Source organism: Bradyrhizobium sp. USDA 4532 (assembly GCF_024171315.1).
GTDB classification, from domain to species: domain Bacteria; phylum Pseudomonadota; class Alphaproteobacteria; order Rhizobiales; family Xanthobacteraceae; genus Bradyrhizobium; species Bradyrhizobium australafricanum.
The window spans coordinates 8,475,185-8,499,682 of the sequence record NZ_JALJZN010000001.1 but is presented as its reverse complement, the minus strand read 5'-3'; the positions used below and the strand labels follow the sequence as shown (position 1 = coordinate 8,499,682).

The 24,498-nt window shown below is 65.1% G+C and carries 23 protein-coding genes and 1 other RNA gene; 8 read left to right on the top strand and 16 right to left on the bottom strand.

Annotation, left to right across the window (positions count from 1 at the left end):
- Positions 1-11: 11 nt before the first annotated feature.
- Positions 12-1,787, bottom strand: a complete 1,776-nt coding sequence (locus J2R76_RS39190; protein WP_168857166.1) for an acetolactate synthase 3 large subunit — start codon at positions 1,785-1,787, stop codon at positions 12-14.
- Positions 1,788-2,146: 359 nt separating this feature from the next.
- A complete protein-coding gene (gene miaA / locus J2R76_RS39185) occupies positions 2,147-3,076 on the bottom strand; it encodes a tRNA (adenosine(37)-N6)-dimethylallyltransferase MiaA (RefSeq protein WP_253626135.1) in 930 nt (309 codons plus the stop codon).
- Here miaA and serB point away from each other — a divergent pair.
- Positions 3,075-3,980, top strand: coding sequence for a phosphoserine phosphatase SerB (gene serB / locus J2R76_RS39180; protein WP_253625863.1), 906 nt, complete (start codon positions 3,075-3,077; stop codon positions 3,978-3,980). The two genes, miaA and serB, sit on opposite strands and share 2 nt — an antisense overlap.
- A 97-nt stretch (positions 3,981-4,077) precedes the next feature.
- Here serB and J2R76_RS39175 read toward each other — a convergent pair whose 3' ends face one another.
- The 12 genes from J2R76_RS39175 to J2R76_RS39120 form a co-directional block, all read right to left on the bottom strand.
- Entirely contained in the window at positions 4,078-5,574 is a 1,497-nt protein-coding gene (locus J2R76_RS39175; RefSeq protein WP_253589639.1) for a Do family serine endopeptidase, read from the bottom strand.
- Between the two features lie 266 nt (positions 5,575-5,840).
- Entirely contained in the window at positions 5,841-6,041 is a 201-nt protein-coding gene (locus J2R76_RS39170) for a DUF2065 domain-containing protein (RefSeq protein WP_028332483.1), read from the bottom strand.
- Positions 6,042-6,135: 94 nt separating this feature from the next.
- Entirely contained in the window at positions 6,136-7,035 is a 900-nt protein-coding gene (gene hflC / locus J2R76_RS39165) for a protease modulator HflC (protein ID WP_168857169.1), read from the bottom strand.
- The gene (hflK, locus tag J2R76_RS39160) at positions 7,032-8,171 is read right to left on the bottom strand and encodes an FtsH protease activity modulator HflK (RefSeq protein WP_253625862.1); all 1,140 of its coding nucleotides are present in this window, start codon (positions 8,169-8,171) and stop codon (positions 7,032-7,034) included. The genes hflC and hflK overlap by 4 nt, the downstream gene beginning before the upstream one ends.
- A gap of 144 nt (positions 8,172-8,315) precedes the next feature.
- Positions 8,316-8,828, bottom strand: coding sequence for a dihydrofolate reductase (locus tag J2R76_RS39155; protein ID WP_229192449.1), 513 nt, complete (start codon positions 8,826-8,828; stop codon positions 8,316-8,318).
- Entirely contained in the window at positions 8,828-9,313 is a 486-nt protein-coding gene (locus J2R76_RS39150; RefSeq protein ID WP_057015041.1) for a GNAT family N-acetyltransferase, read from the bottom strand. The genes J2R76_RS39155 and J2R76_RS39150 overlap by 1 nt, the downstream gene beginning before the upstream one ends.
- Positions 9,314-9,333: 20 nt before the next feature.
- Positions 9,334-10,128, bottom strand: a complete 795-nt coding sequence (locus J2R76_RS39145) for a thymidylate synthase (RefSeq protein WP_028332488.1) — start codon at positions 10,126-10,128, stop codon at positions 9,334-9,336.
- 174 nt (positions 10,129-10,302) lie between these two features.
- Positions 10,303-11,283, bottom strand: a complete 981-nt coding sequence (locus tag J2R76_RS39140; protein WP_253625861.1) for a tripartite tricarboxylate transporter substrate binding protein BugD — start codon at positions 11,281-11,283, stop codon at positions 10,303-10,305.
- 135 nt (positions 11,284-11,418) lie between these two features.
- Complete coding sequence (locus tag J2R76_RS39135) at positions 11,419-12,933, bottom strand: tripartite tricarboxylate transporter permease (protein ID WP_018272999.1); 1,515 nt, start codon at positions 12,931-12,933, stop codon at positions 11,419-11,421.
- Positions 12,934-12,940: 7 nt separating this feature from the next.
- A complete protein-coding gene (locus J2R76_RS39130) occupies positions 12,941-13,441 on the bottom strand; it encodes a tripartite tricarboxylate transporter TctB family protein (RefSeq protein ID WP_057015038.1) in 501 nt (166 codons plus the stop codon).
- Positions 13,442-13,534: 93 nt separating this feature from the next.
- Complete coding sequence (locus tag J2R76_RS39125) at positions 13,535-14,068, bottom strand: chromate transporter (protein WP_076824254.1); 534 nt, start codon at positions 14,066-14,068, stop codon at positions 13,535-13,537.
- A complete protein-coding gene (locus tag J2R76_RS39120) occupies positions 14,065-14,676 on the bottom strand; it encodes a chromate transporter (protein WP_057015036.1) in 612 nt (203 codons plus the stop codon). The genes J2R76_RS39125 and J2R76_RS39120 overlap by 4 nt, the downstream gene beginning before the upstream one ends.
- 88 nt (positions 14,677-14,764) lie before the next feature.
- On the opposite strand from J2R76_RS39120, the gene ssrA reads away from it, so the two are divergent.
- The 6 genes from ssrA to J2R76_RS39090 all read left to right on the top strand — a co-directional run bounded on the left by ssrA (position 14,765) and on the right by J2R76_RS39090 (position 18,521).
- Positions 14,765-15,121, top strand: a transfer-messenger RNA (tmRNA) gene (ssrA, locus tag J2R76_RS39115).
- 148 nt (positions 15,122-15,269) lie between these two features.
- Positions 15,270-15,791 (top strand): SspB family protein, encoded by a 522-nt coding sequence (locus tag J2R76_RS39110; protein ID WP_057015035.1) that lies wholly within the window; start codon positions 15,270-15,272, stop codon positions 15,789-15,791.
- A gap of 166 nt (positions 15,792-15,957) precedes the next feature.
- Entirely contained in the window at positions 15,958-17,376 is a 1,419-nt protein-coding gene (gene fumC / locus J2R76_RS39105) for a class II fumarate hydratase (protein ID WP_194295303.1), read from the top strand.
- A 274-nt stretch (positions 17,377-17,650) separates the two neighbouring features.
- Complete coding sequence (locus tag J2R76_RS39100) at positions 17,651-17,839, top strand: DUF4169 family protein (protein WP_016841076.1); 189 nt, start codon at positions 17,651-17,653, stop codon at positions 17,837-17,839.
- On the top strand, positions 17,836-18,111 hold the full coding sequence (locus J2R76_RS39095) for a ribbon-helix-helix domain-containing protein (protein ID WP_024580116.1): 276 nt from the start codon (positions 17,836-17,838) through the stop codon (positions 18,109-18,111). Before J2R76_RS39100 ends, J2R76_RS39095 begins: the two co-directional genes overlap by 4 nt.
- A 56-nt stretch (positions 18,112-18,167) precedes the next feature.
- Positions 18,168-18,521, top strand: a complete 354-nt coding sequence (locus tag J2R76_RS39090) for a VOC family protein (RefSeq protein ID WP_253625860.1) — start codon at positions 18,168-18,170, stop codon at positions 18,519-18,521.
- A gap of 64 nt (positions 18,522-18,585) precedes the next feature.
- Here the strand turns inward: J2R76_RS39090 and J2R76_RS39085 are convergent, their stop codons facing one another.
- Both J2R76_RS39085 and J2R76_RS39080 read right to left on the bottom strand, forming a co-directional pair.
- Positions 18,586-22,293, bottom strand: a complete 3,708-nt coding sequence (locus tag J2R76_RS39085) for an AsmA-like C-terminal region-containing protein (RefSeq protein WP_253625859.1) — start codon at positions 22,291-22,293, stop codon at positions 18,586-18,588.
- 200 nt (positions 22,294-22,493) lie between these two features.
- Positions 22,494-23,726 carry a cytochrome P450 gene (locus J2R76_RS39080; protein ID WP_253625858.1) on the bottom strand — a complete coding sequence of 411 codons (1,233 nt, stop codon included), beginning with the start codon at positions 23,724-23,726 and terminating at the stop codon, positions 22,494-22,496.
- 157 nt (positions 23,727-23,883) lie between these two features.
- Here J2R76_RS39080 and J2R76_RS39075 point away from each other — a divergent pair, with 157 nt between their 5' ends.
- Complete coding sequence (locus tag J2R76_RS39075) at positions 23,884-24,495, top strand: TetR/AcrR family transcriptional regulator (RefSeq protein ID WP_057015033.1); 612 nt, start codon at positions 23,884-23,886, stop codon at positions 24,493-24,495.
- Positions 24,496-24,498: the final 3 nt, after the last annotated feature.

Here is a 24,498-nt window from a genome sequence, read left to right as displayed (position 1 = left end):
TCGATCCATCATCACACCAGCGCCTTGCCACCGGAGAAGGCCTTCGCGGTGGCCTCATCGGTCGCCTCTTCCGGCAGCAGCATCTCGTTATGCGCCTTGCCGGACGGGATCATCGGGAAGCAATTCTCCAGCGCGGCGACGCGGCAATCGAACAGCACCGGGCGCTTGATCGAGATCATCTCCTTGATCGCGCCGTCGAGATCGGACGGCTTGGTCGCCTGCAACCCGACGCAGCCATAGGCGTCGGCGAGCTTGACGAAGTCCGGCAGCGCCTCGGAGTAGGAATGCGACAGGCGGTTGCCGTGCAGCAGCTGCTGCCATTGCCGCACCATGCCCATGTACTGGTTGTTCAGGATGAATATCTTGATCGGCAGCTCGAACTGGACCGCCGTCGACATCTCCTGGATCGTCATCTGCACCGAGGCGTCGCCGGCGATGTCGATCACCAGGCTGTCCGGATGCGCCACCTGCACGCCGACCGCGGCCGGCAGGCCGTAGCCCATGGTGCCGAGACCGCCCGAGGTCATCCAGCGGTGCGGCTCCTCGAAGCCGAAGAACTGCGCGGCCCACATCTGGTGCTGACCGACCTCGGTCGTGATGTAGGTGTCCTTGCCGCGGGTCAGCTCGAACAGGCGCTGGATCGCGTATTGCGGCAGGATGATATCGTTGTTCTTGCGGTAGGACAGCGAGTTGCGCGCGCGCCATTGCGCGATCTGCTGCCACCACGACTTGATGTCCGGCTTCTTGGCTTCTGCCTTGAACACCTGCAGCAAATCGCCGAGCACGTTGCCGGCGTCGCCGATGATCGGCACGTCGACGCGGATGTTCTTGTTGATCGAGGACGGGTCGATGTCGATGTGGATCTTCTTCGAGCCCGGCGAGAAGGCGTCGGTACGGCCGGTGATGCGGTCGTCGAAGCGCGCGCCGACGCACAGCATGACGTCGCAATCATGCATCGTCATGTTGGCTTCGTAGGTGCCGTGCATGCCCAGCATGCCGAGCCAGTTCGGGCCCGAAGCGGGATAGGCGCCCAGCCCCATCAGGGTCGAGGTGATTGGGAAGCCGGTCGCCTCCACCAGCTGGCGCAGCAGTTTCGAGGCCTCAGGACCCGAATTGATCACGCCGCCGCCGGAATAGATCACGGGACGTTTGGCATTGGCGAGCATCGCCACCGCCTTGCGGATCTGGGTCGCGTCGCCCTTGACGCGCGGCGTGTAGGAGATGTGCACGTCCGACTTGCGCGGCGGATGATAGGTGCCGGTCGCGAACTGCACGTCCTTCGGCACGTCGACCACGACCGGGCCGGGCCGGCCGGTGGTGGCGACATAGAAGGCCTCGTGCAGCACCCTGGCGAGGTCGTTGACATCGCGGACCAGCCAATTGTGCTTGGTGGCGGGCCGCGTGATGCCGACCGTATCGCACTCCTGGAAGGCGTCGTTGCCGATCAGATGGGTCGGCACCTGGCCGGTGATGCAGACCAGCGGGATCGAATCCATCAGCGCGTCGGTCAGCGGCGTCACCATGTTGGTGGCGCCGGGGCCCGACGTCACCAGCACCACGCCGGGCTTGCCGGTCGAGCGGGCATAGCCTTCGGCGGCATGGCCGGCGCCCTGCTCGTGACGGACCAGGATGTGCTCGACCTCGCTCTGCTGGAAGATCTCGTCGTAGATCGGAAGCACCGCACCGCCGGGATAGCCGAAGACGTGCTGCACGCCGTGATCGATGAGCGCGCGCACGATCATCGCGGCGCCGGTCATCTGATTGGGATCGTGGCTCTTGTCGGTCATGGTTCGCTCCGGATGCGCTTGTTTTTGCGCGGCTTTTGTCAGTTCTCGTCAGTTCGGCTTCGGGCAATAAAAAGGGGCCCCAGAGGCCCCATGCACACCGCCCGAATTTGGATGGCCGCTAGCCATCCCCGGCGGTGTGCCTGGGTACGACGGCGATAAGCAGTTTGGTAATAATGTTGCGCACGAGACGACCCAGTCTTCCCAAAGGTTGCGCGAACATAGCGGCCAAAGCCTGAATGTCAAGGCAAGGCAAGCACTTTCGCGATTTCCGTACTCTACCGGGGTTCCGCTCGTTCGGCGAGTGTTTTTGCGCAGGCGAACGCGCATGGCTGACGGGCGTGCGGGACCCCCGGCCCGGGCTACGGGACCCGACTCTCCAGCCATTCCCCGCCAGCTTCCGGCACCACCCAGGCGAATTCCGGGAGCTGATGGCGAAACCAGGTGAACTGGCGCTTCGCATAATGGCGGGTGTCGGCCTGGCCGATCTCGGCCGCCTCCTCGCGGCTGATCTCTCCCCTCAGGTGCCGGATCAGCGCCGGCACCCCATGGGCCTTCATCGCCGGCAGCAGCGGATCGAGCCCACGCGCCGCCAGCGCCGCGACCTCGTCGAGCGCGCCGGTATCGAGCATGACACCGAACCGGGCGTCGATCCGTGCATAGAGCCTCTCGCGCTCCGGCGCGAGAAACAGCGCATGAAAATCGCCCGGCGGCAGCAGTGGCGGCAGGCCCTCGCGATGCCAGTCCGGCAGCGGGCGGCCGGTGGCCTCGACCACCTCGAGCGCGCGCGCGATGCGGGTGCGGTCGCGCGGCTTCAGCCGCTCGGCCGACACCGGATCGCGCGCTGCAAGCTCGGCATGCAGCGCCTCGACGCCGCGCTGCTCGAGCCGTGCGCGCACGCCGTCGCGCACATCAGCCGGGATCGGCGGCACCGCCGACAAGCCGCGCGTCAGCGCCTTGAAATAGAGGCCCGAGCCACCGATGAAGATCGGCAGCCGTCCCTGCTCACGCGCCTCGCCGAGCACCTTCGCCGCATCGGCCACCCAGGCGCCAGCGGAGAAATTCACGCCGGCGTCGACATGGCCATAGAGCCGGTGCGGAACCAGCGCCTCTTCGCCTGCAGTCGGCCGCGCGGTGATGATCCGGAGGTCACGATAGACCTGCATGGAGTCGGTGTTGATCACGACCCCGCCGGTCCGCTGCGCGAGTTCGAGCGCCAGCGCCGACTTGCCGCTGGCGGTCGGCCCTGCGATAAGCACTGCCTTGTTCAACAATCCCGAATGCGCCTGCATGTCCCTCGTTGCCACGCTGATCTGCAATCCTGCAAGCCCCGCGCTCGACTCCACCATCGTCGACGGTGCGCGGGCCGTGCTGCCCTCACCCGGCCCGGCGCAGTGGCTGTTCAACGAAGTCGCCGCCGACATTCCGTTCGAGAGCGAGGACAGCAGCAGGGACGGTATCAAGGCGATCGAGGAACGCCTTCGCCAGGCCCGCGGCGACCTGCCGATCGACATCGTCGTGCAGCCTCGGATCGCCCGGCGCAAGAAGCTTTTTCTGGCCGACATGGATTCCACCATGATCGGCCAGGAGTGCATCGACGAGCTCGCCGACTTCGCCGGGCTCAAGGCCCATGTCGCTGCGATCACCGAGCGTGCCATGCGCGGCGAGATCGAGTTCGAGTCCGCGCTGCGCGAGCGGGTGGCGCTGCTCAAGGGACTGCCGGTCAGCGTGGTCGACGAGGTGCTCGACAAACGCATCACGCTGACGCCGGGCGGCCGCGAACTGGTCATGACCATGCGCGCGCACGGCGCCTATACCTGCCTGATCTCGGGCGGCTTCACCTTGTTCACCAAGGTGGTCGCGGCGAAGGTCGGCTTTCAGGAAAACCGCGCCAACCAGTTGCAGGTCGTGGACGGCAAGCTGACCGGTGAGGTGGTCGAGCCGATCCTCGGCCGCGCCACCAAGCTCGCCACTTTGATCGAGCTCACCGAGTCCTTCGATCTCGACGAGATCGACACCCTTGTGGTGGGCGACGGCGCCAATGATCTCGGCATGATCCAGGCTGCGGGCCTCGGCGTAGCCTATCACGCCAAGCCGGCGGTCGCGGCCGCGGCCGCGGTCCGGATCGACCACGGCGATCTCACCGCGCTGCTGTACGCGCAGGGCTACCGGCGGGATGAGTTCGTGGCGGGGTAGCAAACCGTCATTCCGGGGCGATGCGAAGCATCGAACCCGGAATCTCGAGATTCCGGGTTCGGTCCTGCGGACCGCCCCGGAATGACGTATGTGAATGTTACTGCACGCCGAGCGCGACGAAGCGCAGTTCGCCGTCGCCGTTCGAGACCAGCAGCAGCACCGACTTCTTGCCGTCCTTCTTGAGTTGATCGACGCGCTTCTTGATGTCAGCGGCGCTCGACACCGCCTCCTGCGCCACCTCGACGATGACATCGCCCGCCGACAGCCGCTTCTCGGCGGCATCGGAATTGCCGTCGACGCCGGTGACGACGACGCCCTTCACGCTGTCCTTGATCTTGTACTTGGTGCGCAGGTCCTTGCTCAGCGCCGCGAGGTCGAGACCGAGCGCCTTCTGGGTCACCGGTTTCTCGGCGGTGTCGTCCTTCGACTTGGCGTTGACTTGCTGAACCTTCTCATTGTCCTCGAGCCGGCCGAGCGTGACCTTGCGGGTCTCCTCATTGCCCTTGCGGATGACGACGACGTCGACTTCCTTGCCGACCGCCGTGTCGGCAACGATGCGCGACAGATCCTTGGGGTCCTTGACGTCCTTGCCGTCGAACTTGACGACGACGTCGCCGGGTTCGATGCCCGCCGGCTTGGCCGGCCCCTTGTCGTCGACGCCGGCAACCAGCGCGCCGCGCGCCGGCTTGATGTTGAGGCTGTCGGCGATCTCGTCGGTGACCTGCTGGATGCGCACGCCGAGCCAGCCGCGGCGCAGCTCGCCGAATTTCTGCAGCTGGTCGACCACGCCGGCCACGGTCTTCGACGGCACGGCGAAGCCGAGGCCGATCGAACCGCCGGTCGGCGAGATGATCAGCGTGTTGACGCCGATCACCTCGCCATCGAGGTTGAACAGCGGACCGCCGGAATTGCCGCGGTTGATGGCGGCGTCGGTCTGGATGTAGCTGTCATACGGGCCCTGGCTGATGTCACGGTTCTTGGCCGAGACGATGCCCGCGGTCACCGTGCCGCCGAGGCTGAACGGGTTGCCGATCGCGACCACCCAGTCGCCGAGCCGGATCTTGTCGCTGTCGCCGAACTTGACCGCGGTGAGCGGCTTCGGCGGCTTGAATTTCAGGACCGCGAGGTCGGTCTTCTTGTCGACGCCGACCAGCTCGGCCTTGATCTTGGTGCCGTCGTTGAGGATGACGTTGATCTCGTCGGCGTCCGCGATGACGTGGTTGTTGGTGACGACGATGCCCGCGGTGTCGACGATGAAGCCCGAGCCGAGCGAGTTGGTCTTGCGCGGCTGGAACTCACCGCTCTTGTCGCCGCCCTTGCCGGGCGGCCCGCGGCGGTTCTTGAAGAAGTCGTCGAAGAATTCCTCGAACGGCGAGCCCGGCGGCAGCTGCGGCATCGTCCGGTCCTTGGCCTCGACGGTCTGCGACGTCGAGATGTTGACGACGGCGTCGATCACCTTCTCGGCGATGTCGGCGATGCCTTCAGGACCGCGTGCGAACGCCGGCACGGAGCTCAGCATGCTCGCAGCACCGATCGAGATCGCGGCTCCCATCATGCGGAGGCGACGGCTCAGGGCTGGTCTGGCAGCGGTCATGTCAGAGTTTCTCCAGGCAAACGGGTTCAAATGAGCTAGTTATAGAGTGCGCCCGAACAGGCATACGGCGCAAGCATCTCACCCGGGCATTTCGGCGAAATACCGGCGGCGAGAGGCTCACGATATGTTCAGTCTTGCCTGTCATTCCGGGGCAGCCCGACAAGGCTGAACCCCGGGGACGCAATTGCGCACCTTGGGGAATCTCGAGGTTCCCCGATGCGCAATCGCGCATTGGCGGTCATGCTTCGCATGCTCCGGAGCGGCGACTATCTTCGCACCACCCAGATCAGGACAAGCCCGGCGACCGCCGAGCCGATACCGACGATGCGCAGGATGTTGTCGGGTGTCGCCAGCGCGCTCTTCATCGCCCGGCGCATCCAGGCGGGGCTTGCCGCGAACAGAATGCCTTCGAGCACGAACAGGATTCCCAACCCGATGAGGAAGTCGCCGAACGCTATGGACTTCATCGGATGGCAGCCTCCCGCTCGATGCTTGTTGTTTTTGGTCGGCGGCGAAGCGTCATCCGCATCGCCGCCAAGTCCTGAAGTTCAAGTCGTGACGTTACTGTTTCGGCGCGGCGGCCGCCTCAGGCAACTTGCCGCTTGCACCGCCGAAGTATCTGAAGAATTCCGAGTCCGGCCGCAACAGGAAACGCGTGTCGCTGGAACGCAGGCCGTTCTCATAGGCCGTCATCGAGCGATAGAACGCGAAGAAGTCCTTGTCCTTGCCATAGGCTTCGGCGAACAGGCGGTTGCGCTCGGCGTCACCCGCACCGCGGGTCTGGTCCGCGGCCGAGTTCGCCTCGGCGACGATCACGGTCGCTTCGCGGTCGGCCTTCGAGCGGATTTCCTGCGCCTTCTGGTCGCCCTGGGCACGGAACTCGGCCGCCTCGCGCTCACGTTCGGTCTTCATGCGGTTGTAGACGGCCTGGCTGTTCTGCTCCGGCAGGTCGGCACGGCGGATGCGGACGTCGACAACCTCGATGCCGTATCCGTCCGCTTCCCTATCGAGCTGCTCGCGGATCCGCTGCATCAGCTTCTCGCGATCGTCACGCACCACGGTGATGAAGTTGACCTCGCCGAGCACGCGGCGCAGCGCTGCGTTCAGCAGCGTGGTCAGCTGCAGATTGGCGGCCTGGATCGAGCCGACGCTGGTGTAGTAGCGCAATGCATTCTTGATGCGATAGCGCGCGAAGGCGTCCACCACGAGCCGCTTCTGGTCGGAGGCGATCACCTCCTGCGACGGGTTTTCCAGATCGAGGATGCGCTTGTCGACGTTGATCACAGAATTCCACGGCGCCTTGAAGTGCAGGCCGGGCTCGGTGACGATGTCGACCGGCTCGCCGAACCGCAGGACGATGGTCTGCTCGGTCTGCTGCACGGCGAACACCGAGCTGTAGCCGACGGCGAGCACAATGAAGAGGATGATCAGGGACACAATGCCGGTGACGGGAGACCTCATCGGGTGGCTCCCTGCTGCTGGCCGGTCGTGGCCGGTGCCGCCGGACGCCGCGGCGTCAGTTCGCCGAGCGGAAGGTAGGGCACGACGTTCTGGCCCGGGCCGCCGTCGTAAACCAGCTTCTCGGAGCCGCCGAGCACTTTTTCCATGGTCTCCAGATAGATGCGCTCGCGCGTCACGTCGGGTGCCTTCTTGTACTCTTCATAGACTTTCAGGAAGCGTGCGCTCTGGCCCTTGGCGTCGGCGACCGCCTGCTCCTTGTAGCCTTCGGCGGCTTGGAGGATCTGCGCGGAACGACCGCGCGCTTCCGGTACGATCCGGTTGGCGTAGGTCTGTGCCTCGTTCTGCTTGCGCTCGAGGTCGGCGCGCGCCGCCTGCACGTCGCGGAATGCGTCGATCACCTGCGCCGGCGGATCGACCTTCTGCATCTGCACCTGCGTGATCTGGATGCCCGCGTTGTAGGTATCGAGCGTCCTCTGCATCAGCTCCTGGACGCTCTGCTCGGTGACGTTGCGCGCCCCGGTCAGGATCGGCTGGATCTGCGAGCGGCCGATCACCTCACGCATCGCGCTTTCGGCAACCGCCTTCACGGTGCCTTCGGGATTCTGGATGTTGAACAGATAGGCGCCGGCTCCACCCGGCTTGATGCGCCACAGCACCGTGAAGTCGACGTCGACGATGTTCTCGTCGCCGGTCAGCATCAGGCTCTCTTCCGGCACGTCGCGCATGGTGCGGCCGCGGCGAGCGGGATCGTCGATCAGCGTCATGCCGATCGAGATCGTGTTGACGCGCAGCGCTTTCGGCAGCAGCACTGTCTCAATCGGATATGGCAGGTGGTAGCGCAGGCCCGGCTGCGCATCGCGGACATACTTGCCGAAGCGCAGCACGACGCCGAGCTCTTCGGACTGCACGCGGAAGATGCCGGTCGCGAACCAGATCGCCAGCGCGGCGACCAGCACCAGCGCGACGCCCATGCCGCTGAAATGTCCGCCGGGCAGCCACTGCTGCAGGCGGTCCTGGCCGCGCCGCAGCAGATCCTCAAGATCCGGCGGCCTTGGCCCGGCTGACTGCGGACCGGTGCCCCATGGCCCTTTCGGACCCGAGCCCCAGGGCCCCCCGCCTTGATTTTTCCACGGCATCAAACATCTCCTCGGCAAGTCCGGACGGGACGCCCGGCCTCGAATGTCCGGCCCGGTTATAGGGGACCGCTAGGGCCCTTACAACGCAAGCTTCCTGGCCGGACGAGCTATGCGCCGGGGCATAATTGTCAATGCAAACATTGGTTAACCCGGGCCGCGCCGACGATATGTCACATAGGAGAAGTCGGCACTGTCGTCCGGGCCTGCCGGATTTCGCACGCGCGCCACCTCGTCCCACAGCTGCGCATCGATTTTGTCGAACCGCGTGTCGCCGTCCGGCCGGGCATGGACCTCGGTGATCTCAAGGCGATCGGCGGTGCCCATCCATTGCGCGTAGATTTCCGCGCCACCGATGACGGCAATCTCAGTGGCGAAACGCCGCAGCGCGTCACCAAGCGCAATGGCGCGGGCGTTGTCAAACGACGTCGTGACGATGGCGCCGCGCGCGCGGTAGTTGGGATCGCGCGTCACCACGATGTTGGTGCGGCCCGGCAGCGGCCTGCGCAGGGATTCGAAGGTCTTGCGTCCCATCACGACGGGCTTGTTCAACGTAATCGCCTTGAAACGCTGCTGGTCGGATTTCAGCCGCCACGGAATGGCGTTGTCGCTCCCGATCACGCCGTTCTCGGCGACCGCAACGACGAGCACGATCTCCATCAGCGCGCCCCTTCCGCGAGAGCCGACAGCGCCTCGCCGGAGACGCGGCAAATCGTCCATTCGTCCATCATCTCGGCGCCGAGCGACTTGTAGAACGCAATCGACGGCGCGTTCCAGTCGAGCACCGCCCATTGCAGGCGCGACCAGCCATTGGCGAGGCATTGCTTCGCCAGATGCACCAGCAGCGCCTTGCCGATGCCCTTGCCGCGCAGCGCCGGACGCACGAAGAGGTCTTCGAGATAGATGCCGTGACGGCCGGCGAAGGTCGAGAAGTTGACGAACCAGACCGCGAAGCCGGCAGGCTCGCCGTTCCATTCCGCGATGTCGCAATAGAGCCGTGGATTGGCGCCGAACAGCGCCTCGGCGATATCGGCCTCGCTGGCGTGAACCTCATGCAGAAGCTTTTCGTATTCGGCGAGTTCGCGGACCAGCGAGAACACCAGTCCGGCCTCATCGGGCCGCGCGCGGCGGATCGTCAGCGACATTCAATCCCTCGGACCGCAACTCATACCGCCACCTCGGCCTTGATGTGCGGATGCGGGTCGTAACCTTCGAGTTTGAAGTCCTCGTAGCGGAACGCGAAGATATCCTTCACGTCCGGATTGATCGCCATCGTCGGCAACGGCCGCGTCGGCCGCGTCAACTGCAGGCGCGCCTGCTCGAGATGGTTGGAGTAGAGGTGCGCGTCGCCGAGCGAGTGCACGAAATCGCCGGGCTTCAGCCCGGTCACCTGCGCGACCATCATGGTGAGCAGCGCATAGGAGGCGATATTGAAGGGTACGCCGAGGAAGACGTCGCCCGAGCGCTGATAGAGCTGACAGGACAATTTGCCGTTCGCGACATAGAACTGGAACAGGCAATGGCACGGCGGCAGCGCCATCTTGTCGACCTCGGCCGGATTCCAGGCGCTGACGATCAGCCGTCGCGAATCCGGATTGCGCTTGATCATCTCGACCACGCCAGCGATCTGGTCGATGCTACGGCCATCCGGCGCGGGCCACGACCGCCATTGCGAGCCGTACACCGGACCGAGGTCGCCGTTGGCGTCGGCCCATTCGTCCCAGATCGTGACGCCGTTGTCGTTGAGATATTTGATGTTGGTGTCGCCGGCGAGGAACCAGAGCAGCTCGTGCACGATCGCCTTCAGCGGCAGCCGCTTGGTGGTCAGCATCGGGAAGCCGGCCGCGAGGTTGAAACGCATCTGATGACCGAAGATCGACAGCGTCCCGGTGCCGGTGCGGTCGTGCTTCTCGGCACCGTCGGCGAGGATGCGTTCGAGCAGGTCGTGATACTGGTTCATGGCGTCTGTTTCGGGCTTTCGAGAGAACGACCAATGTAGCGGCCAAGGCCGCCGGTCGGCACGCTGATTCGGCTGAACGTACCGATTATACCCTGAAAAGTGAGCACTCCGCGCCAAACGACAAGGGGCGGAACTCGTGTCCCGCCCCTGCCCTATCTGCCTGATTGTACTGGATTAAGTTGCCGGCTTGAGCACCGGCGTCCACTTCGCGATCTCGTTCTTGACGAGCGTCGCGAGCGCCTCCGGCGTACGGTTGGCGGGCGCCGGGATCACGCTGCCGAGGTCGAGCAGGCGCTTGCGGACGTTCTCATCGTCAAGCGCCTTGATGGCCGCGGCATTCAACGTGGCGATGATGGCGGGCGAAGTTCCCTTCGGCGCGAAAATCGCATTCCAGGCCTGGGCCTGGAACGCCGGCAAGCCGGCTTCCGTCGTGGTCGGCACATTGGGCAGCGACGGGTTGCGCTCGGGGGTCGCGACCGCATAGGCCTTGATGGTGCCGGCGTTGATCTGCGGCACCGCGTTGACGATCTGGTCGCACATGTAATCGACCTGGCCGGCGACCAGCGCATTCATGGCCGGGCCGGTGCCGTTGAAGGGCACACCGACCGGCTTGATGCCGAGGATCGAGTTCAGGAGCTCGCAGGAGGCGTGCGAGACCGAACCGATGCCGGCATGCGCGGCGTTGACCTTCTCGGCATTGGCCTTCACGTAGGCGACGAATTCCTTGAGATCCTTCGGCGGGAAGTCCTTGCGGGCAAGGATCAGGATCGGCGTGCCGGCGAGCAGCGCGACGGGCTCGAAATCCTTTTCCGGGTGATAGGCAAGCTTCGGATAGAGTGGCACCGAGGCGGCGTGCGTGCCCATATGCCCTGTAATCAACGTATAGCCGTCATTGGCGGCGCGTGCGGCGCGCGTCGTCGCGGTGGTGCCGCCGGCGCCGACCACGTTCTCGATCACGATGCTCTGTCCCAGCGTCTGCGCCATGTGCGCGGTCACGATGCGCGAGATGACATCGGTCGGGCCGCCGGCTGCGAACGGCACGATCATGGTGATGGTGCGGGTCGGATAATTTTGCGCGGACGCCGGCATGGCGAATGCGCCGAGCGCGACAAATGCCGAAAGGCATGCGCCCGCAAGCGAGCGAATGGACATCATCTCAATTCCTCCCGGTGATCGTTTGACCAATAAAAAATGCCGGCCAAATCGGCCGGCATTTTCATTTCACGGGACGACATCGAGTGTCGATTCGACTTCCGCCTGCGGCGCGCCGACGCAGGGCCGACGGCTCGCTCAGCCCTCGGATTCCACGAACACTTCGTCGCGCTTGGCACGCAAGGTCGGCAGCACGGCAAGCACCAGGAGACCGGCCGCGATCGCCAGCAGCACCGCCGACAGCGGCCGCGAGACGAACACGCTCCAGTCGCCGCGCGAGATCAACAGCGCGCGACGCAGGTTCTCCTCCATCAGCGGGCCCAGCACCATGCCGAGCAGCAGCGGTGCCGGCTCGAAATCGTGCTTGATCAGCCAATAGCCGACGAGGCCGAACACGCCGGCGAGCACGACGTCGACCGGCGCGTTGTTCACCGAGTAGATGCCGATCGCGCAGAACACCACGATCGAGGGGAACATCAGGCGGTACGGCACGCGCAGCAGACGGACCCAGATGCCCACCAACGGCAGGTTGATGATGATCAGCATCAGATTGCCGATCCACATCGAGGCGATCATGCCCCAGACCAGATCGGGCTGCTTCTGCATCACCTGCGGGCCCGGCACGATGCCGTGAATGGTCATCGCACCGACCATCAGCGCCATCACCGCGTTCGGCGGGATGCCGAGCGTGAGCAGCGGGATGAACGAGGTCTGCGCCGCGGCGTTGTTGGCGCTTTCCGGCGCCGCCACGCCCTCGATCGCGCCGCGGCCGAACCGCTTCGGATCCTTCGCCAGCTTCTTCTCCAGCGTATAGGCCGCGAACGAGGCGATCACGGCGCCGCCGCCCGGCAGGATGCCGAGGATCGAGCCAAGCACGGTGCCGCGCAGGATCGCCGGCGTTGAATCCGCGATGTCCTTCCTGGTCGGCATCAGGCCGGTGATCTTCTGCTGCACCAGGTTGCGGTTCATCTCGGCGCCGTGGTCGAGGTTGCGGATGATCTCCGCGAAGCCGAACACACCCATCGCCACGGTGGCAAAGCCGAGACCGTCGGCGAGTTCGGGGATGTTGAAGGCCATGCGCGAGGCGCCGGTCTCGATGTCGGAGCCGACCATCGACAGCAACAGGCCGAACACGATCATCGCGATCGCCTTCAGCACCGAGCCCTTGGCGAGCACCACCGCGAAGATCAGGCCGAGCACCATCAGCGAGAAATATTCAGCCGGACCGAACGCCAGCGCGAGCTTGGTCAGCGGCGCGCCGAGCACGGCGATCAGCACGGTCGCGACGCAGCCGGCGAAGAACGAGCCGATCGCGGCGATCGCCAGAGCCGGACCGGCGCGGCCCTGCTTGGCCATCTGGTGGCCGTCGAGCGCGGTGACGACGGAGGTCGCCTCGCCCGGAATATTGACCAGGATCGAGGTGGTCGAGCCGCCATATTGCGCGCCGTAATAGATGCCGGCGAGCATGATCAGCGCACCGACCGGCGGCAGGCCGAAGGTGATCGGCAGCAGCATGGCGACGGTGGCGATGGTGCCGATGCCCGGCAGCACGCCGACCAGCGTGCCGACCAGTGCGCCGATCAGGCACATCAGAAGGTTGATCGGCGAGAATGCGACCGCGAAACCGTGGGCGAGATTGGCAAACAGTTCCATCACGCCCTCACTGGATCAGGAAACGCGGGAACATCGGCATCGGAAGTCCCAGCACATAGGGGAAAAGCAGCGCGCAGCCGAGGGTCAGACAGGCGCCGACAATGATGGCCTCGACCAATTTCGTCTCCTGCGAGCCCATCGCCGCGATCATGAAGGCGGCAAAGGCGGAGACCACAAGCCCGAGTGGCCGGATCGCCAATGCGAAGAACACGATTGCGGCGGATACGAACAACGGGCCGCGCCAGGAATAGGCCGCGATATGCGGGCCATTCTGCAGAACTCCCATCAGCGCGACACCACCGCCGAGCAACAGCAGCAGCACGGCGAACATGCGCGGCGCGGTTCCGGCGCCGAACGAAAATCCGTGCATGCCCTGCAAATCGCTCGAGGCCCACAAGGCAAACAGCGCAACCGCCATCATGGCGAGCCCGCCGACAAAATCCTGCGGACCGCGCACCCATTTCGGCAAGATCGATTTGACCGGCGCCTCGCTCGGCGTATCGCTCATGACTTCGCTTCCCCCGTCAGGGCTGTCCCGCCCGTTTTGATTGAATGGCTTGGTTTGTGGTGCGTTGACCGAAAGCCTTGCTAGCGATTTTCGTCAGATAACGCCAGCGAAACCCAAGAGGCCTCCGGCCAGCAACATCCACAAAGGGTTGATCCGCGTCGCAAAAGCAAGCGCGGCCGCGACAATGGTGATCAGGACCGCGATCCAACTTTGGTCTGAGGTCTGCGCCACGATCAGGCCGGAGGCCGCCATCAGACCGATCGACAGCGGAACCAGTGCCGCCTGGATCATCGCCGGCCAGCGCGCCTCGCGCGAGCGATCGAGGAAACGGCTCACATAATAGGCAAGCAGCGCGGTCGGTCCGCACATCGCCACCGTCGCGGCCAACGCCCCGGCGACGCCTGCGACAGAATAGCCTATCAAGGTCACGATCAGCACGTTCGGCCCCGGCGAGAGCTGCGAGATCGCGAATACGTCGGCGAACTGCTTGTCGGTCAGCCAGTGATGCACGTCGACGGCGGCACGGTGCATTTCGGGAATCGCCGAATTGGCGCCGCCGACCGCAAACAGCGACATCAGGCCGAAGGTCCAGACCAGCGCCGCGATCGGGTTGGACTCCGAGCTCATGCCCGCACCATGCGGCGCGCCAGGACCGTCGTCGCAATGCTGAGCGGGATCGCCACCAGCAGCACGATCTGGAGCGGCCAGCGGATCAGTCCGATCGCGACGAAAACAGCAGCCAGAATGACGAGGCCCGTGACATCGCGCCGCTTCAGGAGCGGCATCATCATCTTGAAGACGACGGCGAACAGCAGCCCGACCGCGGCGCAAGCGACGCCGGCGAGCGTCCGGCGCAGCACGTCGATGTCGCCGTAGCGGGCATAGAGCGCGGCAAGGATGGTCGCGATCACCATCGGCGGCCCGACCAGCCCGGCGAAGGCCGCGAGCCCGCCGGCTATGCCGCGAAAGCGCGAGCCGAATACGACCGACAGGTTGACGATGTTCGGACCTGGCAGGAAATGGCACAGCGCGAAGGTCTCGTTGAACTCCTCCGCGGTCATCCAGCGGTGCTGCTCGACGATCGCGCGCCGGGCCCAGACCAGAACCCCGCCAAAGCCGGCCAGCGACATCTTGGCAAAGGCCAGGAACAGCTCGAGCAGGCCGGGCTGGTGGGGCGGCGATGGTGCGGAGGCATCCGGTGCCGGGGCGGCAACCGGCGGAGAATCCGGGGGCATGGACAAAACCTAGAACGGCGCCGGGACAGCGCCAAGACCCTGGCCAACCCCAAATCGGCGGGTTTTTACAGCCGAAAGGGCCTGAATCGGCTCTGTTTTTCTAAGACTTTGCCGCTATATTGGGGGTGCCGGTTCGCCGGCTATGGAAATAAATGACCGTCGCAATAAACCATTCGGACCCGGGGGCGGTACCCGGCGCCTCCACCAAAATCCATCCGTCGCGGTGGCTTTCGGCGGGGGCGAAATAGGATCGACGAGGGCGTAAAGGGCGTGTTTTTTCTCGGTATGGTTCCGCCGACATCGGGCCAATGCAATAGTTGCCAACGACAACTTTGCTCCGGTTGCTCAGGCTGCGTAACGCAGTTTGAAAGACCATCTTAAAGTCCTAGCGGGTTAAGCTCCGCTAGGCGGGGTTCGGAGGCACCTGGCAACAGAAGCCTCCACTTTATCCCTTGTTTCCCAATCGGGCGTCCGCGCGCATTTCAGCGGCCAGCCCTGCTGATTTCCGGCTCCCGGCGGGGTAGCATGGCAAAAGGGCGAGTCGGACGGTCCGGCGCCGCCCCGGCGGGCATTTTCGAAGCGACAGGATCACCATGGCGACCGATCACATCCGATATGACGTGCTGGCGCGCGATGCGCTGCGCGGGGTGCTGCGCCGGGTGTTGTCCGACGCCGCCGAACATGGCCTGCCAGGTGAGCACCATTTCTACATCACCTTCCTGTCGCACGGCGACGGCGTGAAGCTGTCGCCCCGGCTGCTCGCGCAGTATCCGGAGGAGATGACCATCATCCTGCAGCACCAGTTCTGGGATCTGGTGGTGACCGAGGATCGCTTCGAGGTCGGCCTGTCGTTCGGCGGGATTCCCGAGCGGCTGACCGTGCCGTTCGCCGCGGTGACGCGCTTCCTCGATCCGTCCGCGCCGTTCGATTTGCGCTTCGATGTCTCGGACGCACTGTCCGAAGAAGCCCCTCCCGCCACCGCACCGGCCTCTCCCCTGCCCGCCCCTGCGGCCCACGCAGCGGCCGAGACCGAGAGCGCCGAGACCGAGCAGGAGCCCGCGAAGCCCAGCGAAGGCGCCGAGGTCGTGCGGCTGGACCGCTTCCGCAAGAAATAATCTAAGCGCAGATCACGCCTCGACCTTGTAGGATGCTTGCCGGGATCGGGATGACAAATCGTCATCGCGGCCTACCTTCTGCATGAACGTGCCCTTCACGCGGACGCTGTCGCGTTGCCGCGCCGGCCACGTTTTGATGACGCAACGGCAAGCATCCATGGAAAGCATGATGGCTCGATCGACGATCCCCTCCAAGGCAAAGACCCGCAGCGAGACCGACAGCTTCGGTCCGATCGACGTTCCCGCCGACCGCTACTGGGGCGCGCAGACCGAACGCTCGCGACAGAATTTCAAGATCGGCCACGACCGCATGCCGATCGCGATCGTCCATGCACTCGGCATCGTGAAGCTTGCGGCCGCGGAGACCAATCGCGAGCTCGGCCAGCTCGATGCGCGCCGCGCCGGCGCCATCATCCGCGCAGCGAAGGAAGTGATCGAAGGCAAGCTCGACGACAATTTCCCGCTGGTGGTCTGGCAGACCGGCTCGGGCACGCAGAGCAACATGAACGTGAACGAGGTGATCGCCAACCGCGCCAACCAGATGCTCGGCGGCGAGCTTGGTACCAAGAAGCCGATTCATCCGAACGATCACGTCAACATGAGTCAGTCGTCGAACGACTCGTTTCCGACCGCGATGCATATCGCCGCAGCGAGTCGCATCGTCGCCGATCTGATTCCAGCACTCACCGAACTGCTTCGCGCGTTGCGCAAGAAGGAGAAGGCGTTTGCCAAGATCGTCAAGATCGGGCGCACCCACACCCAGGATGCGACGCCGCTGACGCTCGGCCAGGAATTCTCCGGCTACGCCGCGCAGGTCGAGAGCGGCATCGCGCGGCTGCGCGTCGCGGTGAAGGATCTGTTTCCGCTCGCGCAGGGCGGCACCGCCGTCGGCACCGGCCTCAACTCGAAGCCACGATTTGCGAAAACCTTCGCGCGCCACGTCGCCAAGATCACCAAGCTGCCGTTCACCAGCGCGGCCAACAAGTTCGAGGCGCTGGCTTCCAACGACGCCTATGTGCTGGTGCACGGCGCGATCAACTCGGTGGCGACCGGCCTGTTCAAGATCGCCAACGATATCCGCTTGCTCGGCTCGGGCCCGCGCTCGGGCCTCGGCGAGTTGATCCTGCCCGAGAACGAGCCGGGCTCGTCGATCATGCCGGGCAAGGTCAATCCGACCCAGTGCGAAGCCATGACCATGGTCTGCTGCCAGGTGTTCGGCAATCAGACCACGATCACCGTCGCCGGCAGCCAGGGCCATTTCGAGTTGAACGTGTACAAGCCTGTGTTGGCATACTGTATGATAAATTCCATTCAGTTGCTGTCTGACGTTGTCCGCTCATTTACCGAGCATTGCGTTGTCGGAATACGCGCCGACGAAAAGCGCATCAACGAACTGATGCAGCGCTCGCTGATGCTGGTCACCGCACTCGCACCGAAGATCGGTTACGACAACGCAGCCAAGGTCGCCAAGTCGGCGCATGCGCGCGGAACGACGCTGAAGGAAGAGGCTTTGCGGCTCGGATTTGTTTCCGCGGATGAATTTGATCGCCTCGTGCAGCCGGACAAAATGACACACCCGGGCTAAAGCGAGGCGCGCATTGTCCGGATAATTACGGTCAGCGCGCGTGATATAATTATGGATCATAACGCCTAAAGACTAAGGCGCGTTACCTATGAGCTCTGCGCTGGCGCATGGTACAGACGTCTAGTTTTCGCAGAGCGAAACGGATTCTTTGATGCTATCAGAGCATCAAACGGGGATTCGGGATGGATATCGAGCCGGGCGCGTAGCGCAATTGCTCTTGCTTTCGTCACGATGCATCACCAATTCCGCTCTGGGGACGATGAGGACGACGAGCATGGGCGACGTGGTCAACTTGAAACGATTCAAGAAGCGCGGTGAGCGCGAACAAGCAGCGAAGCAAGCCGAAGCCAATCGTGCGCTATTCGGTCGCACCAAATCCGAACGAGCGCGTGACGAATTCCTCGGCGAGCGCAACGCGCGTGTGCTCGATCAGCACCGCATCGAAAATGGAGACGCATCATGAAGTCTCCCGTCGTCAAGCGCTCGATTGTCGTCGCCGGACACAAGACCAGCGTCAGCCTCGAAGAAGCCTTCTGGAATGGCATGAAGGAGATTTCCGGTCTGCGGAACATGACGCTGTCGGAGTTGGTCGGCGAGATCGACAACAACCGTCAGCAGGGCAATTTGTCCTCCGCGATCCGGCTGTTCGTGCTCGACTACTTCCGCTCGCGCGCCACGCCGGCGGTGCCCACGGATGTCAGGCCGCAACAGGTTGACACGCGTCAGCAGGCCTGACGGCCCTCTCCGACCGTCGCCACCAGTAGACGGTCGTTCCGCTGCGCGGGCTCAGCATGAAGGTCAATCGGATCGTCGCGAACGTTGCCGCACCGGACACAGCGGCAGCGAAGTCGTTTTATCGCGACGTGCTTGGCCTCGAGCCACTGATGGATTTCGGTTGGGTTGCGACTTGCGGCTCATCCGAAACAATGCAGGCTCAAATCAGCTTCGCTTCCGAAGGTGGCTCCGGCACGCCGGTGCCTGATCGCTCCATTGAGGTTGACGATCTCGACGAGGCCCTGCGCCGAATGAAGGCAGCCTGCATCGCGATCGAATACGGACCGGCGGACGACCCGTGGGGCGTGCGGCGCTTCTTCGTCCGCGATCCCTTCGGCAAGCTGATCAATATTCTCCAGCACCGATCATGAGCCAGCGCTTCGTTTGACGCGCTGTCTTGACGCGAACCGGTGCCCACTTCGCTTGAAAGCGCGTTTAGTTCTGCATCGCCGGCCGCTGCGGTGGATTGGCGACCTGCGGCGTCAGCGACAGCGGGGGCCGCAGCGGCTTTGGCCTGGCCGCGCCGGGCGCCGGCTTGACCTCGATCGGCGGCGGCAGCGGCGCCAGCTGCGGCTGGCTCGCAAGCGACGCGGGCGGCGCAATGGCGGGCGCGGTGGCGGCCGGCGGGACAGTCGGCGGCCGCGGCGCAACGATCTTCGGCTTCGCCGGCACGCGGCGCGGATCAGGACCAGGCCCCGGCAAGTTGGCGGAAGGCACGCCTGCCGAATTCGGGTTGGATGCATCCGGCGCCGGCTCGGCCGGATGCGGAAGCGCCGTTTGGGTCGGCGGCGGCGCCGGTTCGCCGCGCTCGATGGCGTCGAGCCGCTTGGTCTCCCGGTCGATCGCGCGCACCGCAAGCCACGACGACAGCGCCGCAATGTCGATGCTACGCGACAATCCGTCGGGCGTGCCCACGGCAAGCAACTGGATTTCCGGTCGGCTGTTGGCCGTGCCGACCTGCGTCGATGCCAGGGCGGCGCGGATGTCGGCCTGGTCGGCCGGAATGTCGTAGCCGCCGGATACGGTCGCATTGGCACCGTTCGCCGCGAGCGTGGTGGCGCCGACCCGGAGGCGGCCGTCGCGGATGTTGAAGGGGATTTGCGCCGAAGCAATCGACAGCGCGCCGCTCGCGAGCACCGGTTCGACGATCTGCCGCAGCCGCGTGTCGTCGGTCGCCTGCCCGGAATCGCTGGCGCGGATCGCAACCTCGAAGGCGCGCGGATCGAGGCCCGGAAGGCTCAGCCCCTCCAGCGTCACGGTGCCGCTGCCGGACAGCGCGCCGGTCAACGCCGAGGCACTGCGGCCCTGCGTCAACAGCGTCATCTGCATCGAGGCGCGTCCCTTGGGCATCGCGAGACTGCGGTAGCGCAAGGCTGAACTGTCGATGCCGGACAGCTGCACATTGACGCTGAGCGCAAGTCCGTTGGCGCCCTGTCGCGCATCGATGGTGGCGGTCGCCTCGCCACCGCCGATCTTGCCCTTGATGCCGTCGAAGGTCAGCGATTGCCCGTCCGACCTGATGGTGCCGCTGACCGGCTGCAGCTCGGCGCCCCCCGGCAGCAGACCGTGCAGCGCTTCGAACGTGACCTTGCCGCGCCAGGCGCTTGTGAGGCCCTGGCCGAGCGGCTCCGTCGCATCGTGACCGGCCGCGCCGATCGCGGCCGCGAAAATCGGCGCCAGCGTGATCTGATCGAGACCGACTTCGCCGTCGACGCTTTTCTGATCGGCGAGCGTCAGCGCCAGATGACCGCGCAGCCGTGAACCGGCGATGATGCTGTCCAGATCGTCGAAGGTCAGCCTGTCGCCCGCGAGCGTGAGCTTCGACGACAGGCGGATGTTTGCAACCGGATCGGCTGGCTTCAGACTGAGCAGCGGACTGATGTCGGCGCTGCGGACGCGGAGGCTGATGCTCGATTTGCCCGCGTTGGCCCCGTCCTTGGTCCAAGGCTCCGCGGTCCCTTCGGCATCCGCGTCGAGCCCTGCGCCCCAGAGCCTTGCCTTCAGCCGCAACGGCGCGCCCCACGCGCCGATCGCCGTGCCCTCGAATTGCGTCGAACCGGCACCGGCTGCGACCGCATGGTCAAGCCCAAGCAGCGCCAGCAAAGCGTTGCCATCGCCGGCCGAGAATTTCGTCTCCGCTGCAACCTCGTTGCGGCGAAGTGCATCGAAATCCAGCGCACGGATCGCGGCCACCTGTGGCGTCACCGAAATCACCGTATTGCCCTTGAGCTGCGGCGTGTCGAGATCGAGCGTCGCGCGCGCGCTGACGCGGTCGGCAGCCTTGCCCTTGCCGAGGTCGAGCGCGAGCCTGGCGCGAACCGGGCCGGCATCCGCGCGGAGCACGCCAAGCCGCGCCGCCAGCGCCGGCGCGAACGGCTGAACCACAGCGGTCAGCCGGCCAAGCGACGCGGCGGTCGCGTCGACCGCGAGCTTGCCGGTCGAATTGGCGCGGTCGAAATTGCCGCTGCCGTCCAGCGTGACATTGTCGGGCTGGCCGATCTTGACGCGCTCGAGCACGATGTTCTTCGGGCTATAGGCGATCTTCGCCAGCAGCGGCCGCAATTCCTGCCCGGAAGAGACCGCGCGCCCGACGTCGAGCGACAGCTGCGCCTCGTCGGGCCATTCGCCTTGCGGACCGGCCAGTGAGCGGATCAATGCCGCGGTCGCGTCGAGATCGAGCCGATCCGCCTTCAACTGCGCCTCGACCTTCGAGCCGCTGGTTGCCTCGCGGTACGTAACCGCGACGCGGCCCTCGAGCGTGCCGCTTTCGATCTCCGCCTTCATCGCATCGATCGAAAAGCCCGATGGTGACACCATGACGTCGCCACGCAAACGCAGCGGCCTCTGGCTGCGATAGGTGGCGTCGCCGCGCCCCTGCAGCCAGGTCATCAGCGCGTCGGGATCGGACGATTCGATGTTGAGCGCGGTCTTGAAGCTGTTCGCCGCTCCAGCTTGCGCGCTGGCACCACTCATCGAGACCCGCGTGGATCCCGGCGCGCGAAATTCCAGCCGGCGCACCGTCCATGATTTCGCATCCGATCGCAGCTCCGCCGAGATGTCCTGCAATGGACGGCCGCCGAGCATGATCTGCTCGGATGCCAGCTCCACCTGCGCCGGTATCGGGCTTTGCGGAAGACCCGACAACACCGCGCGCATCGCCGGCAGCACGCGGACCGGCTCGACATTGCCATTGCTGCTATCCTTGGCGGCGAACTTGTCGCCGTCGAGCTGCCGCGCCGTAAGCGAGGCGCGCAGCAGCGGCGACGCACCGAAACGCAGATCGCCATTGCCGGCGAGCTTCAGCGCACGATCCTCGGCGCCATAGCTCACGTCGATCTGGTCGAGCCGCGCCGCCGAATAATCCGATTTCACCTTGGCCGCGATCCGCCATGGCGGCGCATCGCCGCCGCGCTGACCGGGCGCACCCGCCAGCGTCAGCGTGCCCTCGAACCGCGGCGCGCGGGCCTCGAATGTCAGGATGCCGTCGAGATCGGCCGACACCGGCCGCTGCCCGGGATCGATGCTGAAGTGCAGGCGAGTGCCGCTGCCATCGGCGCTCTGCCCCGAGGAGACCCGAAACGGGTAGCGGTTGCCGTCGAACATGAAATTGCCGTCACCCCGGATCGCGCCGGCAAGCGAGCGGACGTCGCCACTGAAGGCAATGTCGTTGAGCTCGAGCGTGCTGCGGCTCGCTGCATCATGCAGCGCGATGCGGCCGGTCAGGTTGAGCCGGTCGATCGCCAGCGAAGCGAGGTTGAAGCTCCCGCTCGACGGCGACCAGTCGATCCGCCCTTTCGGGTCCAGCCCGAGATCGAGCGACACGCCGTTGATGGTGAGCTCGTTCGCGCGCCACTCGCCCCGCATCAGCGAGCTCAGGCTGAGTTCGACGTCGAGATTGGCAGCCCGAATCTTGCGGAGGTCGTTGGCGCCGCCGACGGTGACCGTCTTCAACCGCAGCGAGGGTGCCGGCAGCAGACGCGCGTCGAGATTGCCGGCGACGCGAATCGGCACGCCGATGATCTTGGACGCCTCCGCCTCGAACTGCGGCCGGAACTGGTTCCAGTCAACGAAATATGGACCGACCAGCGCCGCGACCAGTGCAAGAATGAAGGCAATTGCCAGGCCGAGCAGCGTCGTCTGCACGGTGTCTCCCTTTGAGCCAGCTCCGGGGCAGCCTCCTCATGCTGAACCCTTTGCCAACCTCTGGCCGGAGCAACCCAAATATAGAGACAAGTACGGCGAAGTCACAGCCGGTTTACTGCTGGGACTCTGGACAGATGGTTGATTTCCCGTTCAAGCGTGCGTGTGCCGGCCCCGCCGCGGATCGCTGACCCGCGGGAACGTCACCAGCTCGTCGGCAGCCGCTTCAGCCCGCGCAGCACGAAGGTCGGCCGCCACTCCGGATTTTCCGCGTCATCGAGCCGCAGGTCGGGAATCCGGCGCAGCAGTGTCGAGATCGCGATCTCGGCCTCGATCCGCGCCAGCTGGGCACCGAGACAGAAATGGATGCCGCCGCCGAACGACAGCGGCTTGACGTTCGGCCGCCGGATGTCGAGCCTTTCGGGGTGGTCGGGGTAGACAGCCTCGTCGTGATTGGCCGAGCCCAGGAGGCACAGCACGCTCTCGCCCTTCGGGATGCGCTTGCCACCGAGGTCGTCGATGTCTTCCAGCGCGACACGGCCGGTCAGCTGCACCGAGGAATCGTAACGCAGGAACTCCTCGATCGCGTTGGTGATCAGGCCGGGATTGGCCTTCAGCAGCGCGAGTTGGTCCGGGTTGCGGAACAGCGCCAGCAGGCCGTTGCCGATCAGGTTCACGGTCGTCTCGTGGCCGGCGCCGAACAGCAGGATGATGTTGCCGGTCAGTTCCTCGTTGGTGAGCTTCTGGCCGTCCTCTTCGGCCTGCACCAGCTGGGTGGTGAGGTCGTCGCCGGGTTGCTTGCGGCGCAGCTCGAACAGCTGATGGAAATACATCGCCGCCATCGCATTGGCGGCGTTGCCCTGCTTGATTTCCTCGGGGGTCAGCGGCACCGGCTCGAGGATGCGGCCGCCATCGCGCGAACCGTTGTAGAAGGCCTCGCGGTGTTCCTCGGGGATGCCGAGCATGTCGCAGATGATGGTGACCGGCAGGCGGAACGCGAAATCCTCGATCAGGTCCATCTTGCCTTGCGGAATGATGCGATCCAGCGTCTCGTCGACGACGTGCTGGATGCGCGGCCGCATGTCCTCGACTCGCCGCGCGGTGAAGGCCTTGACGACAAGGCCGCGCAGACGGGTGTGGTCGGGCGGATCTTGCTGCAGCATCCAGTGGCTCATGCTGCGGAAGACCGGCTCCTCCATGATCTTCGGACCGTAGCGGCGGATCGAGCGCTCCGCAAAATCCTTGCCGAACCGCTTGTCGCGCAGCACGAGGCTCGCCTCGGCGTGCCGGCTGGCGACGAAAGCGCCGTGCACATTGACATGCATCGGATCGAGGCGGCGCAGCCGCTCGTAATACGGATAGGGATTGCGAATGAATTCAGGCGCCAGTGGATTGAAAAGCGGCTCGCCGCTCGCCGGCTGAACTTGCTCGTTCATGGTGACCTCGTTCGCACGCTACGCCTGGGCCTTAAAGCCTGGCGTGCCCTGGTGTCATCCTCAAGACCGCATCATCACGGATGCGGCTGTTCTGGTTCTGTCGAATGCAACTCGATACACTCTTGTATCGAGTTGCATTCTGCCCTAAAATGCGCCGATGTCAAGGGTTCGAACCAGACCGACACGGGACGACACCTGCGAGAAGCTGTTCGAGGCTGCGGCGCGGGTGTTCGAGGAACAGGGCATCGGCGGCGCCAGCATCGAGGCGATCGCGGCCGCGGCGGGCTTCTCCCGCGGCGCCTTCTATTCGAACTTCAAGAGCAAGGACGAGCTGATCTTCGCGATGCTCGAGGATCACGTCGAGCAATCGATCCGGCGCAATCTCGACTTGCTCGCCCGGCACAGCAACCTGGCCGACTTCCTCGAAGCGCTGCGCACCATGGATCGCAGCCGGCAGGATCCGCTCGGCCGCTCCCCTCTCCTGCACATGGAGATGATCCTGTTCGTGGCGCGCGCCGAGAAGCGCCGGCCCGAGCTCGCCAAACGTCTGCGCGCGCGGCGCAAGCTGATCGCCGACATTGTCACGACTGCGCAGAAGAACAGCGGCCGGAACGGCAGACTCGATCCGGATTGGACCGGAGCGATCGTGCTGGCGCTGGAAGATGGTTTCCGCCTGCACCGCCTGATCGATCCGGAAACCACCCCCGCCGACAGCTGCCTGCGCGCGATCACCGACCTGCAGCGCGCCATCGGCGTTTCGTCGGCCTGACGC